Annotated in this window: 9 protein-coding genes and 3 pseudogenes; 4 read left to right on the top strand and 8 right to left on the bottom strand. The window is 59.1% G+C overall.

From position 1 onward, the window contains the following. Positions 1–18: 18 nt before the first annotated feature. The 6 genes and pseudogenes from QDX22_RS10845 to QDX22_RS10820 form a co-directional block, all read right to left on the bottom strand. Complete coding sequence (locus QDX22_RS10845; protein ID WP_425248465.1) at positions 19–1,536, bottom strand: MmgE/PrpD family protein; 1,518 nt, start codon at positions 1,534–1,536, stop codon at positions 19–21. Beyond that, positions 1,533–2,225: a GntR family transcriptional regulator gene (locus QDX22_RS10840; protein ID WP_122549322.1), complete on the bottom strand. Its 693-nt coding sequence runs from the start codon at positions 2,223–2,225 to the stop codon at positions 1,533–1,535. The genes QDX22_RS10845 and QDX22_RS10840 overlap by 4 nt, the downstream gene beginning before the upstream one ends. A gap of 237 nt (positions 2,226–2,462) precedes the next feature. Then, positions 2,463–2,600 (bottom strand): hypothetical protein, encoded by a 138-nt coding sequence (locus tag QDX22_RS10835; RefSeq protein WP_158524664.1) that lies wholly within the window; start codon positions 2,598–2,600, stop codon positions 2,463–2,465. A gap of 67 nt (positions 2,601–2,667) precedes the next feature. Further along, positions 2,668–3,009 carry a hypothetical protein gene (locus QDX22_RS10830; RefSeq protein WP_279695402.1) on the bottom strand — a complete coding sequence of 114 codons (342 nt, stop codon included), beginning with the start codon at positions 3,007–3,009 and terminating at the stop codon, positions 2,668–2,670. 775 nt (positions 3,010–3,784) lie between these two features. Beyond that, a complete protein-coding gene (locus QDX22_RS10825; protein WP_279717861.1) occupies positions 3,785–4,993 on the bottom strand; it encodes a hypothetical protein in 1,209 nt (402 codons plus the stop codon). Positions 4,994–5,349: 356 nt separating this feature from the next. Further along, positions 5,350–6,347: pseudogene (locus QDX22_RS10820) on the bottom strand (IS481 family transposase); the annotation flags it as partial. Between the two features lie 214 nt (positions 6,348–6,561). Here QDX22_RS10820 and QDX22_RS10815 point away from each other — a divergent pair. From QDX22_RS10815 to QDX22_RS10800, 4 genes are read left to right on the top strand one after another with little or no spacing between them, the layout of a single operon-like run. Beyond that, positions 6,562–8,013, top strand: a complete 1,452-nt coding sequence (locus QDX22_RS10815; protein WP_279717860.1) for a DUF3375 domain-containing protein — start codon at positions 6,562–6,564, stop codon at positions 8,011–8,013. A gap of 13 nt (positions 8,014–8,026) precedes the next feature. Further along, positions 8,027–8,614 (top strand): DUF4194 domain-containing protein, encoded by a 588-nt coding sequence (locus QDX22_RS10810; RefSeq protein ID WP_122549560.1) that lies wholly within the window; start codon positions 8,027–8,029, stop codon positions 8,612–8,614. Beyond that, positions 8,611–12,036: an ATP-binding protein gene (locus QDX22_RS10805; protein ID WP_279717859.1), complete on the top strand. Its 3,426-nt coding sequence runs from the start codon at positions 8,611–8,613 to the stop codon at positions 12,034–12,036. The genes QDX22_RS10810 and QDX22_RS10805 overlap by 4 nt, the downstream gene beginning before the upstream one ends. Continuing rightward, a complete protein-coding gene (locus QDX22_RS10800; RefSeq protein ID WP_279717858.1) occupies positions 12,033–13,205 on the top strand; it encodes a Wadjet anti-phage system protein JetD domain-containing protein in 1,173 nt (390 codons plus the stop codon). The genes QDX22_RS10805 and QDX22_RS10800 overlap by 4 nt, the downstream gene beginning before the upstream one ends. Before the next feature lie 122 nt (positions 13,206–13,327). Here the strand turns inward: QDX22_RS10800 and QDX22_RS10795 are convergent. Next, a pseudogene (locus QDX22_RS10795) lies at positions 13,328–14,656 on the bottom strand (IS1634 family transposase); the annotation flags it as partial. 73 nt (positions 14,657–14,729) lie between these two features. Further along, positions 14,730–15,224: pseudogene (locus QDX22_RS10790) on the bottom strand (IS3 family transposase); the annotation flags it as partial. Positions 15,225–15,232 lie beyond the last annotated feature (8 nt).

Raw genomic sequence — 15,232 nt, 5'->3', positions numbered from 1 at the left:
GGTCAGGCACGACCAGATCTAGAACAATCCCCGAGGATCATCGGCCGGATTGATCACACCGGCTGTCGCGCGAATGTTGAGCTGTCCCAGCTCACCGGCCGGCAGGTTTTCCAGATCCTGGACCACCGACAGGAAGCGCTGGATCTCTTCGTCATCCACCACACCCTCAGCCAGTGCGCGGAACTTGTTGATGTACTGCTCGCGACCGAAGGGACGAGCACCCAGCGGGTGCGCATCGGCCACAGCGATCTCGTCGGTGATCACCGATCCGTCGGTCAGGGTGATGGTGACCGAACCGCCGAAGGCCTTCTCATCCAGATCAAGCGAGTGGTACCGACGGGTCCATTCCGGATCTTCTTCGGTGGTGACCTTGTGCCACAGGGCCACGGTATCCTCGCGACCTGCACGCTCGGGCGCGTAGGAATCGACGTGGTGCCAGGTACCATCCTGCAGAGCGACGGTGAAGATATAGGGCACCGAGTGGTCCAGGGTCTCCCGCGAGGCGGTGGGATCGTACTTCTGTGGATCGTTTGCCCCGGAACCAATCACATAGTGGGTGTGGTGCGAGGTAGCGATCTTGATCGACTCGACGTTGGCCGGATCGGCCACTTCAGGGTGCTCGTGGTGCAACTTGCGTGCCAGATCGATCCAGGCCTGGGCCTGGTACTCGGCGGAATGCTCCTTGGTGTAGGTATCCAAAATGGCCAGCTTGGCTTCGCCAGCCTCGGGCAACGGGACGGTGTATTCAGCGTCCGGGCCATCCAGCAACCAAGCGATCACGCCATCCTCGCCTTCGTAGATCGGCACCGGCGAGGTCTGCCCGCGCAGGGCACGGTCCATAGCTTCCACGGCCATCTTGCCGGCAAAGGCCGGTGCGTGCGCCTTCCACGTGGAGATCTCGCCCTTCCGCGACTGGCGGGTCGCGGTGGTGGTGTGCAACGCCTGCCCGATGGCCTGGAAAATGGTCTCCACCTCGGCCTTGAGCACGGTTCCGATACCGGCTGCCGCCGAGGGGCCCAGGTGGGCAACGTGATCGATCTTGTGAGCGTGCAGACTGATCCCCTTGACCAAATCGACCTGGATCTCGTACCCGGTGGCCAGACCGCGGATCAGATCGTGGCCGGAGGCCCCCACGTGTTCGGCGGCGGCCAGAATCGGCGGGATGTTGTCACCGGGATGCGAGTATTCGGCGGCCAGAAACGTGTCATGATAATCCAGCTCACGCACCGCTACCCCATTGGCCCAGGCAGCCCACTCCGGAGAGGTTTTGGTCTCCACGCCGTAGATCGAGGCACCGGACCCGCCGTGGGAGACCTCGTGTATAGTGGCCTGCGACCGAGCGGAGATAATCGGGGCCCGGTTCAGGGAGGCGATGGCGACCGCGGCGTTATCGATGATCCGGTTGATGATCATCTCCCGCACTTCCTCGGTGACCTCGACCTCATCGGCGGCAACGCGAGCGAGCTGATAAGCCAGTTGCTCTTCTCGGGGCAGGTTCTCTTCGGAGCGGTAAACCCGTACTGTATGGTCTTTCATGATGTTCTGTCACATGTCCTTTCATGATCTGCCGCAATGGCGGCGTTGAATGCGGGGGTCAGGGCGTGGTCAAGAATGTGTCGGAGGGCGTGGTGCAGATGGAGGGTGGTCGCGGCTTGGGCAACATCGGGATCACCGTTGGCCACGGCCCGGGCGATCTCTGCGTGTTCGGAAGCTGAGGCGCGCAACCGGTCCGGATCATCTTGGGCCATCAGTCGCACCCGTTGCAGGTGGATCCGCAGATTTCTCACCGCGGCGGTGATATATGAGTTCTGCCCGGCCTGGTCGAGCCGGTCATCAAGCTGGGACACCAGCTGATAATAGGGTTCGGATTCCAGTGTGTGTCGCCGGGCAGCGTTCTCAAAAGCTTCGGCCAACTCCACGAACGGCTCACGGTGCATCTGATCAGCACTCGCGGCGGCTCGGGCGATCGCTGTTTCGAGCAACCGGCGCAACTCGAACATGTGACGCACTTCCGGCAACGAAACATCGGAGACCGTGGTGGCTCGAGTCCCCTGCTGGGTGGCCAAGCCGTCAGCGACCAGCCGGGCAATGGCTTCTCGCACCGGTGTGCGGGATACACCGAGTCGCTCCGAGAGTTCTACTTCAGCCAGTACCTTTCCCGGGGCTAAGGTCCAATGGATGATGTCATCCCGAAGTGTTTCGTAAGCTAGGTCACTTGCTCTCACATCACCCCAGTGTATACACAGTCGTGCTCGAGATCGATACCTCATGGCACTTTTCCCAAACATCAGCCAGCGCCCCACGGTCGATGTATACATCGGGGATCGGGGTGGATGAGGATGAGGACGATGGCCAGATGGCCACTGGATAGTTGGACTGTCTCCCGGGGCATAGCAAACTGCCCAGATAAATGGTCGGCTTCCTGGTTTTCTCGTCCGCGGCAAGGGAGGGGTTGCTTTCCCTCATGGCTGAGTCGTCAAGGTCCTCATGGGTGCCTGGTCGTTATGCGTGAAGGACTCGCCGTCGGTCACCACGAAGGATTCCTGATCGGGCAGGTCCCACACATCCAGCGGGTCGATGGTGGTCTCGTCCTGCTCCATTCACCCTCATATTTGTCAGTGTTAACCCCATCGATTCGAGCTTCGATCCCAGCGACCACATCACCGATCAGCTCCCGGTATAGCCCTGGTCGAACTCCACGGATGCTACGGCCGAGGGATCGGGGATATCTACACTCACGGTGACGGTGACATCACCGCCCCACGAGGAGTCGTTTGTACCTTCAGACCCGTGAAACACAGAGATTCCAGGCAAGGGGCCCAAAGGGTTCCAGGCAAGGCAGACATCACCACCGGTGGGGGCCCGTATCGAGTGGTCCAGGTCCTCGGCGGCGGTTTGGAGGTACGCTTCGGTTGTGGAAGTGCTCGTCCAGTCATCAAACACCACGCCCCGCTGACCAGCGGTGGCGAGTTCAAACGTGACCGTGTGCTCCCGTCCGCCCTGGGTCAAAACCGCCTCCACAGGAATGTGGTGCATCGTATTTGGGGTGTGGGAGGGGCCTGAAGTTACCGGTTTCGTGATGGCTTCGCCCGGTCCGTTGGGCGTTGGTGGGCGGGTGAAGAATGCGAGTATGTTTTCTGTTCGGGGTTTGCGTGTTCGTCCGAGTCGTTTGAGCTCCTCCAGTCATCGGCGACTGGATCGTATGGGCCGGAGATGACTTTGTGTAACAGCGTTGTGCCGTCGCCTCTCTCGGGTGCTGTAGGCGGTGACGATGTCCTGGTAGAGCCCCCAGGTCACGTCGACAACGGTGAAGCCTGGGTTAGCCAACAGGTTCATGATTGCTTCCTGTTCCGTTGTTGTGATGGGGGCTTGGGCAGAGGGTGCCTGTCAGCAGGGTCTTATCTGCCCGGTGCAGCGGGCCAGCGGGTTGTCGGGTTGCTGGGTTGTCGGGCGGGCCACGACGGACAGTCGTCTGGTGCTGAATCCCACACCGTGAGGGATCAACCGAGCAGAGGACATACTGGCATTTTTCACCCGCCCACTAACGCCCAACGGGCCGGCCTAAGCCCCCACGAAACCGGAGGCTTCAGACGTCTCCCACACCCTCGAATACGATGAGCCCCTACATGCGATGAACCTGTTGTCGTCAGCAGGCGCAGTAATCGATTCGCGCGTTATTCCTGTGAACGGATACCTTCGGCCGACGTTTTCAGCAATAGTCACGACAGATTGCTGAATACGTTGCCGGGATCATTTCTGATCGTTCCCCCGATAGGTCGAACTACTATGTCTCATCCGGCCCATCCTCACCATTGGATGGCTCAGCGGGAGAATCATAGTTACTGTAGGTGTCACTCTTGACATTCGAGGGGTTCATCTCTCGCAAGGAAGAGTAATCAACACTCAAGGAATCACCATCCACCACAACTGAAAGCGCCTCATCCGTTACACTCAGCGGGGTGAATAGATTGAGGGTGGTGGAACTCTCTTCCCAGTCTTCGTCACCCTCATCACGGTATTCGTACTCGATCTCAAGCTCCGCGTCGACGGTGACAAACAAGTCGCCAGTAAGCTCCTCGGCAGGAACCTGATCATCGCCTAAGCTATACCCTGAGTCGTTATCGGAGTTCAACCGGATCGTGGGACCTTCGCTCCAGTTACGCGAGACAATGCGGGTGGCCTCGTAGATGGTTGACTCATAGGAAACTGCCTCACATTCAGGCACCACAATCACGTTCTCATTGGTCACGCAGGAAGCCAATCTGGATTCGACGTCAGCGACCACATCCTCGATCAGCTGATCGGTGTATTGCTGTTCAAAGTGTACGATTTCAGCGGCTGTCGGATCTGATGTCTCCGCAGTGACGGTGATGGAAATATCATCACCGTAGAAGACATAGGTGCTACCTTCAGGCGCCTGGAAAGTATAGGTACCGGGGAGGGCCGGCATCATACCTGGTTCATCTAGGCTGGGGACGTCGACATCACCATCCTGGGGTTCATCCGAAAAGTAGTCCGAGTCCTCCGGGCTGGGTCCCTCGGAAATCTCCGTTCCTTCTGTCGCAGGTGACAGCTCAGTCTCTACACCGTTAACTTCCAGCGTAGAGGGGCCCTGGCTCATGTAGACGTAACTCCACGGTGCAGAGGTTATCCTCCAGTCGTCGAAGAGGACTGCCTGGTTACCCTCGGCGGTCAGTTCCACAGTGATCGGATATTCCCGGCCGTCCTGAGTCAAAAACGCTTCGACCGTGACATTCCCAGCATCGTCTTGTTCACCAACCTCACCGATGCGGTATTCGGTAGGACGATTCTCGACTGCCGCATAAACTTCATCATTCAGCAGGCCTCGCCGATCATTAGTCACATTCGGGTCGGCCAGTTCCACCGCGGTCGAGGCTTCACCGTCTACCACGGCTTGCAAGTATTCCTCCACTTTCTTATCGGGCCCAAAGGTACTGGAAGCCAGCACACTGCGGGTCACGAAAAACGCCACGATGAGCCCACGATGAGCCCCGCCAGCACTACGACGGCAATCAAGACGATCAACAAGTTCCGCTTCGTCTTTCGGGACATCGGCTTGGCTACCGCAGGCTGGGTATACGCCTCGGGAGATGCCTGGGCACCGGGGGCGTATCCTTGATTCGTAGCTACTGGATCAGCCGAGATTGCCGGCATACTGGCCTCAGCAGGAAGCTCAGCATCAACCGAATGTCCAGCGTCAACAGGGATACCGTAGTCGGGTTGTTGCGGGGCTACGTTCGGGGTTGGCGGTGATGTCGGCGACGGCGGCGTCGCCGGCGGTGTTTCCGCCATCGGTACCGTCGCATCAGGCACCGAGTCACTCGAAGTGTAGTTCCCCGTGAGGTTGTGAACACGCTCTGAGGGCACAGCGCCTCTGATGGGGGTGTGGGTTCGGTGATGATTGTAGTGGTGGAGGAAGGCTTCGTAAGAGGCTTCTCGGGCTGATTCGCTGGTGTAGGGGCGGGCGTAGGCCCATTCCTTCATCAGGGTACGGTTGAAGCGTTCGACTTTGCCGTTGGTCTGGGGCCTATAGGGGCTTAGTGCGTTTGTGCTTAATCCCGTCACCCCGGGGCCTGTTTGAACTCGCCTGAGCGGTAGCAGGAACCGTTATCTGTCATTACTGCGGTGACTTCGACGCCGATGGTGTGGAAGAAGGCACGTGCTCGTTTCCAGAACTCGGCGGCGGTGTGCTTGCGCTCATCATCGAGAATCTCGGAGTAGACCACCCGGGAGTAGTCATCGACAGCGTGATGCAGGTACCGGTATCCCCGGCCCGGGGCAGCGCCCTGGGCGGCAGCCTTCTGCGTCTTGGCCAGTGCTTTCAACGCTTGGGATGAGCCTCTGCCGTGGACTCGCCAGCCGCCACCATCAGGGATCTTGCCCAGCTTCTTGATATCTACATGCACCAGTTCACCTGGGGCGCGGGCTTCGTACCTGTTCGTAGCCGGGCGGCGTACTGGCAGCCCGGTGGCCTGATCGATCCACTCCAGGGACGGCATCCGGTACCGGGTGAGCACCCGTCCCACCGTGGAGCGGGGGATGCCCAGGTGCGCGCCGATCCGGTGAGGGCCCCACTGCCTGGTGAACCGCAGTGCGATGATGCCCCGCTCAGCACGCTGAGGCAGACGCCGGGGGCTGTAGTGAGGGCGGCTAGAGCGGTCGTTAAGCCCGTGGCCCTCCCGGTGGCGTTTGGCCCATTTGCTGACTGTGGCTGGGCAGACCTGGAAGCGTTCAGCGACCCGACGCTGGGACCACCCATCCTCGATGACCAGGGCTACGATGCGTCGTCTTCCCTCAGGGGTCAGCGGTGACCTACGGTGAACCATAGGAGACGTCCGTTTATCGATTCGTGAGTGTGGTTACCCACATCGATATCGGAGGTCTCCGCTGAGGTCACCGACCGTTCACAACGTGTCGAGGAACTACAGCTAGGCCACAGACTATGGCGAGCCGCGTGAGAACGGGCCGGAGAGGCCCCGGGAGGAGCCGCCACCTCATCCCTTGTTATCCCCCTTATTTCCCGGCTAACCTTGGAGCGTTATGGATACCGAACAGATCGACCGGCTGCGCCGTCTGAACCCCGCGTGGAAGCTGCTGCGCGCGCAGAACGCGCCCTTGATTTTGTCGTTCTTGGGTCGGCATTTCATCGAGGAAAACCACGGGGCCACGGCCGCCAGCACACTTGCGGGTGCGCTGGATGACGAGCTCTACGGGCTGAATGACCAGGCCTTCAGCCTTGACGAACCAGCGCCATACCCCAAGGACCCGACGGATTATTTAGAGGATTGGGCGGCAGACGATTCCGGTTGGCTGCGCAGGTTCTACCCGGTGGATTCTGACGAGCTTCACTACGACGCCACGCCTGCGCTGGAGAAGGCGTATTCGTGGGTGCTCGGCCTGCAGGTGCGCCCGTTTGTGGCCACCGAGTCGAGGCTGCAGACGATTGTAGAGCTGCTGCGGCAGATCTCGATGGGTTCGGAAGAAGATCCTGAGGAACGTATTGCGGAACTCAAACGGCGCCGCGATTCAATTGACCGCGAGATTCGCCAGATTGACGAGGACCCGCAGTTTGGCATGCTCGATGGCACCAGGCTGAGGGATCGGTATCAGCAGTTCACGTCCACCGCCAGGGAACTGTTGGCGGACTTTCGACAGGTGGAGGAAAACTTCCGTTCGTTGGATCGGAGTGCTCGAGAAAAGATCGCCACGTGGCAGGGCAGCCGCGGCGAACTGTTGGATGAACTGGTGTCGACCAGGGCCAATATCGATAGTTCGGATCAGGGCCGCAGCTTTCAGGCGTTTTATGACCTGCTGTTGTCGGAGGCCAGACAAGAAGAACTGTCGGAGCTGCTTGGCCGCGTGTCGGAACTTGCCCAGATACAGACAGATAGCCGGTTGCGCACTATCCATCACAACTGGGCGGATGCCGCTGAGCGCACTCAGCAGACGGTGCGCCAGATATCTGAACAGTTTCGCAGATTCCTGGATGACCAAATCTGGGTGGAAAACCGCAGGGTTCTGGAACTGGTAAAAGACATCGAGCGCCATGCCGTCGATGTCCGTGCGCAAGCGCCGAAGAAGGACTCTCCCGTCGGCATCGAAGTCGATGTCCCGGGCATTGATGTTGCTTTGCCGTTGGAACGCCCACTGTATGACGTGCGTCCAACCGCCGAGGTCGACAGTCTCCTACAACCCAGCGAGGCCGAAAACGTCGACACCACTGCGCTTACGTCGCAGGTCTTTGTTGACCAGACGAAACTCTTGAGCCAGCTGGCCGCGATCATCCCGCAGGGCGAATCGGCGCTGCTGGACGACATTGTGCAGATGTACCCGATAGAACAGGGCGTGAGCGAACTCATCGGCTATCTGTCCCTGCCGGCTGAGGATGTTCAGGTGAATATCAACGACGATGTTGAATCGACCATTGAAGCCCAGGATGACGAACTCACGTACCAGGTGCGGCTTGCACAGATTAAGGTGACCAGATCTTGAGGACACTGCAGCCATGAGAACTCCCGAGGAAACAGCGGCGGCGCGCAGCATCATCGCCCTGATGCGCGGTGTGGTGTACCAGGAAGCTGCAGAAGACGTCTGGCGTGAGCTTATGAAGAACCCCGCTCCAGTGCGCGATCATTTCAACACCATCGGCCTGGATGTTGTGGTCGATGAAAACGAGGGCTACGCCTATCTGCGCATGCAGGAAGAACGGGAGGGTGAAGAACCACTCCCCCGTTTGATCACACGCCGGAAACTTCCCTACAACGATTCCCTGCTGCTAGTGTTGCTGCGCAGGCGCTTGGTGGAATTTGAATCGCACGGTGATCAGGGCCGCCTGGCGGTGGATCGGGATGACATCGTTGATTCGCTCCGGGTCTTTCTGGCTGACTCTTCTGACGAAGCCCGGATCATCAACAACATCGACCAGAGCATAGGCAGGATCGAGAAGCTCGGTTTTCTGCGCAAATTGCGCGGTGAAAACGATGTCTGGGAAGTCCGCCGAATTCTGAAGGCCTACGTCGATGCGCAGACGCTGTCTGATTTTGCGCAGAAGCTGGACGAATATAAGTCCGTCCTGAACCAGGGGGGACAATGAGCGAAGGTCTGTTCTCCGCAGTTGAAGTTGAGGCGACGGGCAAACCTGGCTACAGACTTGAACGGATTGAACTGTGCAACTGGGGTACGTTCGACAACCACGTCAGCTACTTGTACCCGAATGGTGAAACGGCGCTGCTGACAGGTGATATCGGCAGTGGAAAGTCGACGATTGTCGATGCTGTAAGCACCTTGCTGTTGCCTTCGCACACGATTGAATACAACAAGGCCGCAGGTGCCGGTAGGCGTGAGCGCAGTTTGCGCAGCTACGTTGAGGGCCACTACAAATCTGAGCGCGACGAACAAACCGGCACGTCTCGCCCAGTTGCGCTGCGCGGTCACAATGCCTATTCGGTGATTCTAGGGACCTTCACCAACGAGGGATACGGCGAAACTGTGACCCTGGCCCAGGTGTTCCAACAGCGCAATTCAACGGGCCAGCCGTGGCGACGGTTCTTCTCAGCACCCAAGCGGCTGACCATCCTGGATGACTTTTCAGGCTTCGGCACCGATATCAACGACCTGCTGCGCAATCTGCGGAAGAAAGATGTCGCTGTTGACGACACTTTCCCGAGCTACGCCCGCCGCATGCGCAGGCTTCTGAGCATCCGGTCAGAACAGGCCATGGACTTGTTCCAGCAGACGGTGTCAATGAAGGCCGTGGGGGATCTCAACGAGTTTGTGCGCACACACATGCTCGAGCCCACCGACGCTGGTGATCGGATCCGGCAGATCATCGACCACTTCGATGATCTTGAAAACGCATACCAGGCCGTGCAGCGAGCCCAGGAACAATTGGAGTTGCTGACCCCTCTGGTGGAAAACGCGGATAAATACGACGCCGTGGTTGCCAAGAAAGACAATCTGGCTAAGCAGCGCGACGCTGTGGCCGTGTTCTTTTCCGACATACGCGCGACGCTGCGAACTGCCAGTATCGAGCAGTTGGAAGCTGATCTCACCACCGTCAACCAGCAGTTGGCGGCGAAGCGGGAAACCCGCGACAAGCTGTCTGCTGAACGTGACAATCTCATCGCGGCGCGTGCCTCGGCTGGTGGCGAGCGCCTGGAGACCCTGCGGCACAAGGCTGCGTCTGCGCGTGAACAGCAAAAGCAGCGCCACGTTCGAAACCAACGTCTGCAGGTAAAACTGCAGAATGCAGGCTTGGCTGAGGTTAGAACGCAGGCTGATTTCAACCAGATGCCCGGCAAGGCTCAAGACCGACGGGCGGTGCTGGAGCCAGAGGCCACCGAACTTGATAAGAAACGTTCGGCCATCGAAGCCGAAAAGCTGCTGCTCACCGAGCATGAACGCGAAACCAAACGCGAACTGAATAGTCTGGCCGCCCGCCGGAACAACCTGCCCAGCAACCTGCTGGATATCCGTGAACAGCTCAGTACTGCCACCGGAATTGCTGAAGACGAGCTCCCCTTTGCGGGTGAGCTTCTGGATGTTGCCGAGGAGTTCGAAGAATGGCGAGGCGCCGCTGAACGTGTGCTTAGCAACTTCGCCTTGTCGATGTTGGTTCCGCAGGCACACTACCCCGCGGTTGCCGAATGGGTGAACAGAACCCGTTTGCAGACCTCGGGTCGCGGTGGCCGCACCAAGGGTGTGCGTCTGGTGTATGAACGTGTACCGGATCGGCACGTGCCGCTGCAGCGCAAACCTTCGGCTGGGCTGCGACTTGCGGACACGATCGAGATCGAGGATTCGCCCTTCCGCACCTATTTGAAGAGCGAGGTAGAGTCCCGCGCTGACCACCTGTGTGCGAACACCGTTGAGGAATTTCGCGGAGCGCAGCGCGCGGTCACGCGTGAGGGCCAAGTGCGTTCGCGCGACCGTCACGAAAAAGACGACCGGCGTCGTGTTGACGATCCACGCGCTTGGGTCTTGGGTCGGGTCAGCGAGCGCAAACAAGAAGCTCTGCTTCGTGAAATCCAAGAACAGTACCAACGTCAGTCGCAGCTGAATGAGACGCGGGAACGGCTTAAGACCAGGCAGGCAGAAGTCCAAACTCAGTCCGAAGCTCTGCGTGCGGTTCTGGACTTTGACTCGTGGGATGAAGTCGATTGGGAATCAGCTCGCGCCCGTGTGCAAGCTGCTGAAGCTGAGATTGAGCGTCTGGAGAACGGTTCCTCAGAGCTGGCGGAGATCACTCGCAGCTTTGAGTTCGTGGAACAGCAGATTAAGGAAAACGAGGCCGCGCTAGATGATGTTGCCCGGAATGCAACGACCCTCGAAATGCGCTTGGACCAGGAGCGTTCAGCGCTAGAACGTGACCGTGAAATCCTCGCAGCAGGCACTTTCGAGAGAGCCCAAGAATCCTTCGAGGATCTCCAGGCCCGGGTGCCTAAGCACATCGCGTCCGTTGAACAGGCAGACGAGCTCCAAGCCTCGACAGTCAGTGCGATTGCGAAGGACATTGAATCGGCGCAGGAGAAGATCAACGGCCACACCACAACGCTGCTGACGCAGATGGGCAATGTGCGCGAACAGTTCCCTGCAGAAACCACGGAAATGGATGTCAGCGTGGACGCGCGCAATGCCTACCGCGAATTCCACTCACGGGTGAAAAATGACGACCTCCCGCGGTTCAAAACGGAGTTTAAGGAGCAGCTGAACACCAACGCGATTCGCGAAATTGCTGGTTTTTCCAGTTGGCTCCGCCGGCAGGCGGACGAAATGGACGTGCGAATCGGCAAGATCAACGAGGCCCTGTCAGCCGTGGACTTCAATGAAGGCCGCTACATTCGTCTGGAGAAGTCCGCCACCATCAACCAGGATGTGCGCAAGTTCCGCAGTGATCTGCGTGATGTTACCGCCGAAGTCAGCGACAACGACGATTCCTCCCTGTACTCCGAGCAGCGTTTCCAGGATGTGCGGGCGATCATCGAGCGATTCAAGGGCCGCGAGGGTCACACAGACGCCGACAAGACATGGACGGCCCGTGTTACCGACGTGCGCAATTGGTTTACGTTCTCAGCATCCGAGCGCGATCATGAAACTGATGAGGAATGGGAGCACTTCCGCGATTCTGACGGCAAGTCCGGAGGGCAGAAGGAAAAACTGGCGTACACGATCCTCGCCGCTTCGCTTGCCTACCAATTCGACCTGAAGTGGGGTGCTGCGAAGTCGAAGGACTTCCGCTTTGCCGTGATTGATGAGGCTTTTGGCCGAGGTTCGGATTCTTCGACCCGCTATGCCTTGGACCTGTTCCGCAAACTGGGCCTGCAGCTGCTGATTGTCACGCCGCTGCAGAAGGTCCACATCATCGCCCCGTACGTCAAGAGCATCGGCTTCGTCGACAACGTAGGCGGCGATAATTCTCGGCTGCTGACCATGACCATCGAGCAGTACTACAACAACATGGCCGACTCCGGTGGCGGCTCGAAGCCCGGTGGTACGAAGCCCGGGGGTTCGGTGTGAGTCGAGTCCGCGCTTGGAAAACCCCGCAAGACATCCGCACCGCGGTGCAGCGCCGCTGGAAAGACGGGTCGCTGCTGCGCGCCTACGCCCTGGGTGAGGACTTCCCGGTAATCACAGTGCCCCTGGGCGGGCCCACTTCCGCTGAGCTCGCCTCCCGCTGGGACGAATGGCGTGCCTGGTCTTCTGACCTTTCCCACGATTCACGAGGTGGAGCTCACTACGACCTCGAACTTAAGTCTGTTGGGGGTCGGGGTGCGGTAGGTGCGAACTCGGTCCCTCACAGGGCCGTGTTCAGTCGGTTCGATCAGGCTTGGGAGCTTCTTTCGGTCGGCCGGGATGTTGCCGCCTTTGATGAGTTGTTGTCGGTGACGAAAAAGTGGCAGTTGGGGGCTCCCTGGCAATGGGTTTTGCGCCGTCCACTGGAGGCGCTGCGGTTGGCAGCGGAGTGGCCGCAGGTGTTGGCAGCGTACGAGTGGTTGGATACGGCGCGGGGTTCAGACCGCTATTTGCGGCAGGTGGATGCGGCCGGGGTGCATACGAAGTTCGTGGAGTCCAACCGACGACCGTTGGCGGAAATGCTCGGGGTGCCTGCCGCGAAGGGCAAGTTTGAGCAGGCATTGGGCTTGGCGACAAAGCCTGCGTATGTGCGCATGCGGGTAGACCCTGCTCGTTCCCCGGTACCCGGTGTGGATGAGTTCACTCTTCGAGCGGATCAGATGTCCGATTTTGGTTTTGTACCGGACATCGTCCTGATTGTGGAGAACGAAATTACGTTCCTCACGGTTCCCGTGCCCGCCGATGGGGCCGTGGTGTGGGGCAAGGGTTTTGAGAGTCAGCGCAGCCAAACACTCGCGTTTTTTGTGGGATCGGATGTGTTGTATTGGGGCGATGTGGATACACACGGATTCAGCATTCTGCACGGGGTGCGAACACAGCTGCCGCAAGCTGAATCAGTGTTAATGGATGAAGACACCCTGGAAGCGCACCGCAAATTGTGGGGTTCTGAGCCTGCACCGACGAATGCGTATTTGGAGAATTTAACCCCAACGGAGCGAGCCCTGTACGACGATTTAGTGTCGGACCGGCTGGGTAGCAATGTGCGTTTGGAACAGGAACGCATCAACTGGGCGTGGGCGTTGCAAAGGCTTGACTACCGCTGGGCTCAGTAGGGGTTGGAGCGGGGTTCTAGAGGCCAGACTCACGCTTTAATGCAGACCAGCACCCCTCCAACAGCTGCACACTCACAAGGCTCAGCCGACCCGGCACCTCGGACCTGACTTAGCGCATTTGTTTAGTGTCCCGGTTCTGCCTTGATTTGGGTGATAATTTTTGCGGCGTTGTCTGGGATGCGGGCCGGGATCTTCACGATCTTTCCGTTGGTCTCGATGAGTGCGGCGTGGATGGGCCGCAGCGTGGTGATGATTTGCTTTAGCGACAGTCCTGTCCTGGCTTGCATGTGGCGGGCGATGGCAAGTGTGGTGAACACGATGGTCAGATGGGCTTCGATCGCGTTGCGGGTGTGGTGGAAGATCGGCCGGGCTGCAAGGTCGGACTTCGACATTCGGAAGGACTGCTCGACCTGCCACAGGTCGTGATAGGAGCTGATGATCTCCTTGGCGGGCATGATCGTGGCGGGGATGTTCGTGACGTAGCCCTTGAGTCCGACCAGGCGGCGAGCCCGCTTGAGCGCGGCTTCGTCGAGTTTCCGCCCGGCTGCTGTGGTCTTGACGAACCTCGCGGACCTCACTTGGCGTTGCCCGTCGATGATCTCTTGAGCACGGTTGGCCTGGAGGTTCAGGGTCTGCTGATCCCGTAGCGCTCGTTTGCGTGAGAATGCCCATACTGCCCGCCAGTTCTTGTCCATCTGCTCTGGATTCCACGCTGGTTCCTCGCGCAGCAGAACGTCGTTGGTGGCCGTTCTGCCGTAGCGTGAGGTGACGGTGTCGACGATCTGCCCGTCGATGAACGCATCCCCGTGCCACCGGAAATGTGAGGCCAGATCGTTGGGTGCTTTCGTTACTTTGGAGCCGACGATGAACCGCAGACCGGCCTCATCGAGCTCTTTGAGGTTGGCTGCTGAGAGCATCCCGGCATCAGCGACGACGACCATGTCAGCGATACCATGGCGGGTCTGGAAACGCTCGATGATCTCCAGCAGCGTCACCGTTTCTGCTTTGTTGCCCTTGAAGCAACCGATCTCTAGCGGGAACCCGGTCCGATCCACCAGCAGACCAACGACGATCTGAGGGTCCACGCGCCGTTCTTTGGAGTATCCAACTTTGCGTAGTCCGTCTTCGTGCTCGGCTTCGAAATACAGGGTCGTCACGTCGTACATCACCAAGCTGACATCACCGTCCCTAAGACAGTGAGCAAAGCACTTCGACGCGATCGCATCCCGGTAGTTCTTCTCCTGAGCCCTGGCCAGATGCCGATAGATCGTTGACACGTGCGGGGCCGGCACCCCGAGTTCGGTCAGCACCCGGACCGTATCGCGCTTCAAGGTCGGCTCTACCAGCCTGGCCAGCACCACCTGCTTGAACACCTCATCACCGACCACGCCGAAACCCAGGTTCGTATACGCCGCTTCCAGCGTGGACCACAACACATCCGACACCGCCCCGATCGTGCGCGGCCGACTCACCACCGGCGGACCCTCGACAGTGTGTGAAGCGTCCTGGGTTTTATTCCGCTTTTTATACGGGGCTCAGGACGTGAGCCTGGGTCATATGATAACTTGCTTCGAATTCGGTCGGGGTCTGATAGTCCAGGGCTTCATGCAATCGTCTCGTGTTCCACCAGTGGACCCAGTTCATCGTCTCGAATTCGACTTCGGTGGCTGTGGGCCAAGCGGGCCTAGCATAGATCAACTCGGTCTTATACAACCCGTTGACGGTCTCTGCTAACGCATTGTCGTACGCGTCTCCAGCAGTTCCCACGGAAGCCGTGAGGCCCGCCTTGGCCAGATGTTCGGTGTAGCGAATGCTGACGTATTGCGATCCTCGATCGCTGTGATGGACTAACCCTTCCAGCGCTTGATCCTTGGCGCTGAGCAACGCGTGTTCCAACGCTTCCAACGGCAGCACATCGGTGCGCATGGTGGTCCGGGTCGACCACCCCACAATCTTGCGAGAAAATGCATCGGTGACAAACGCGGTATAACAGAACCCGCTGGTCGTGCGCACATACGTGTAGGGTC

This window comes from Auritidibacter ignavus, from assembly GCF_029853775.1.
In the GTDB taxonomy this organism is placed as follows: domain Bacteria; phylum Actinomycetota; class Actinomycetes; order Actinomycetales; family Micrococcaceae; genus Auritidibacter; species Auritidibacter ignavus.
The sequence above is the reverse complement of the archived record's forward strand: the minus strand, read 5'-3'. Positions and strand labels throughout refer to the sequence as shown.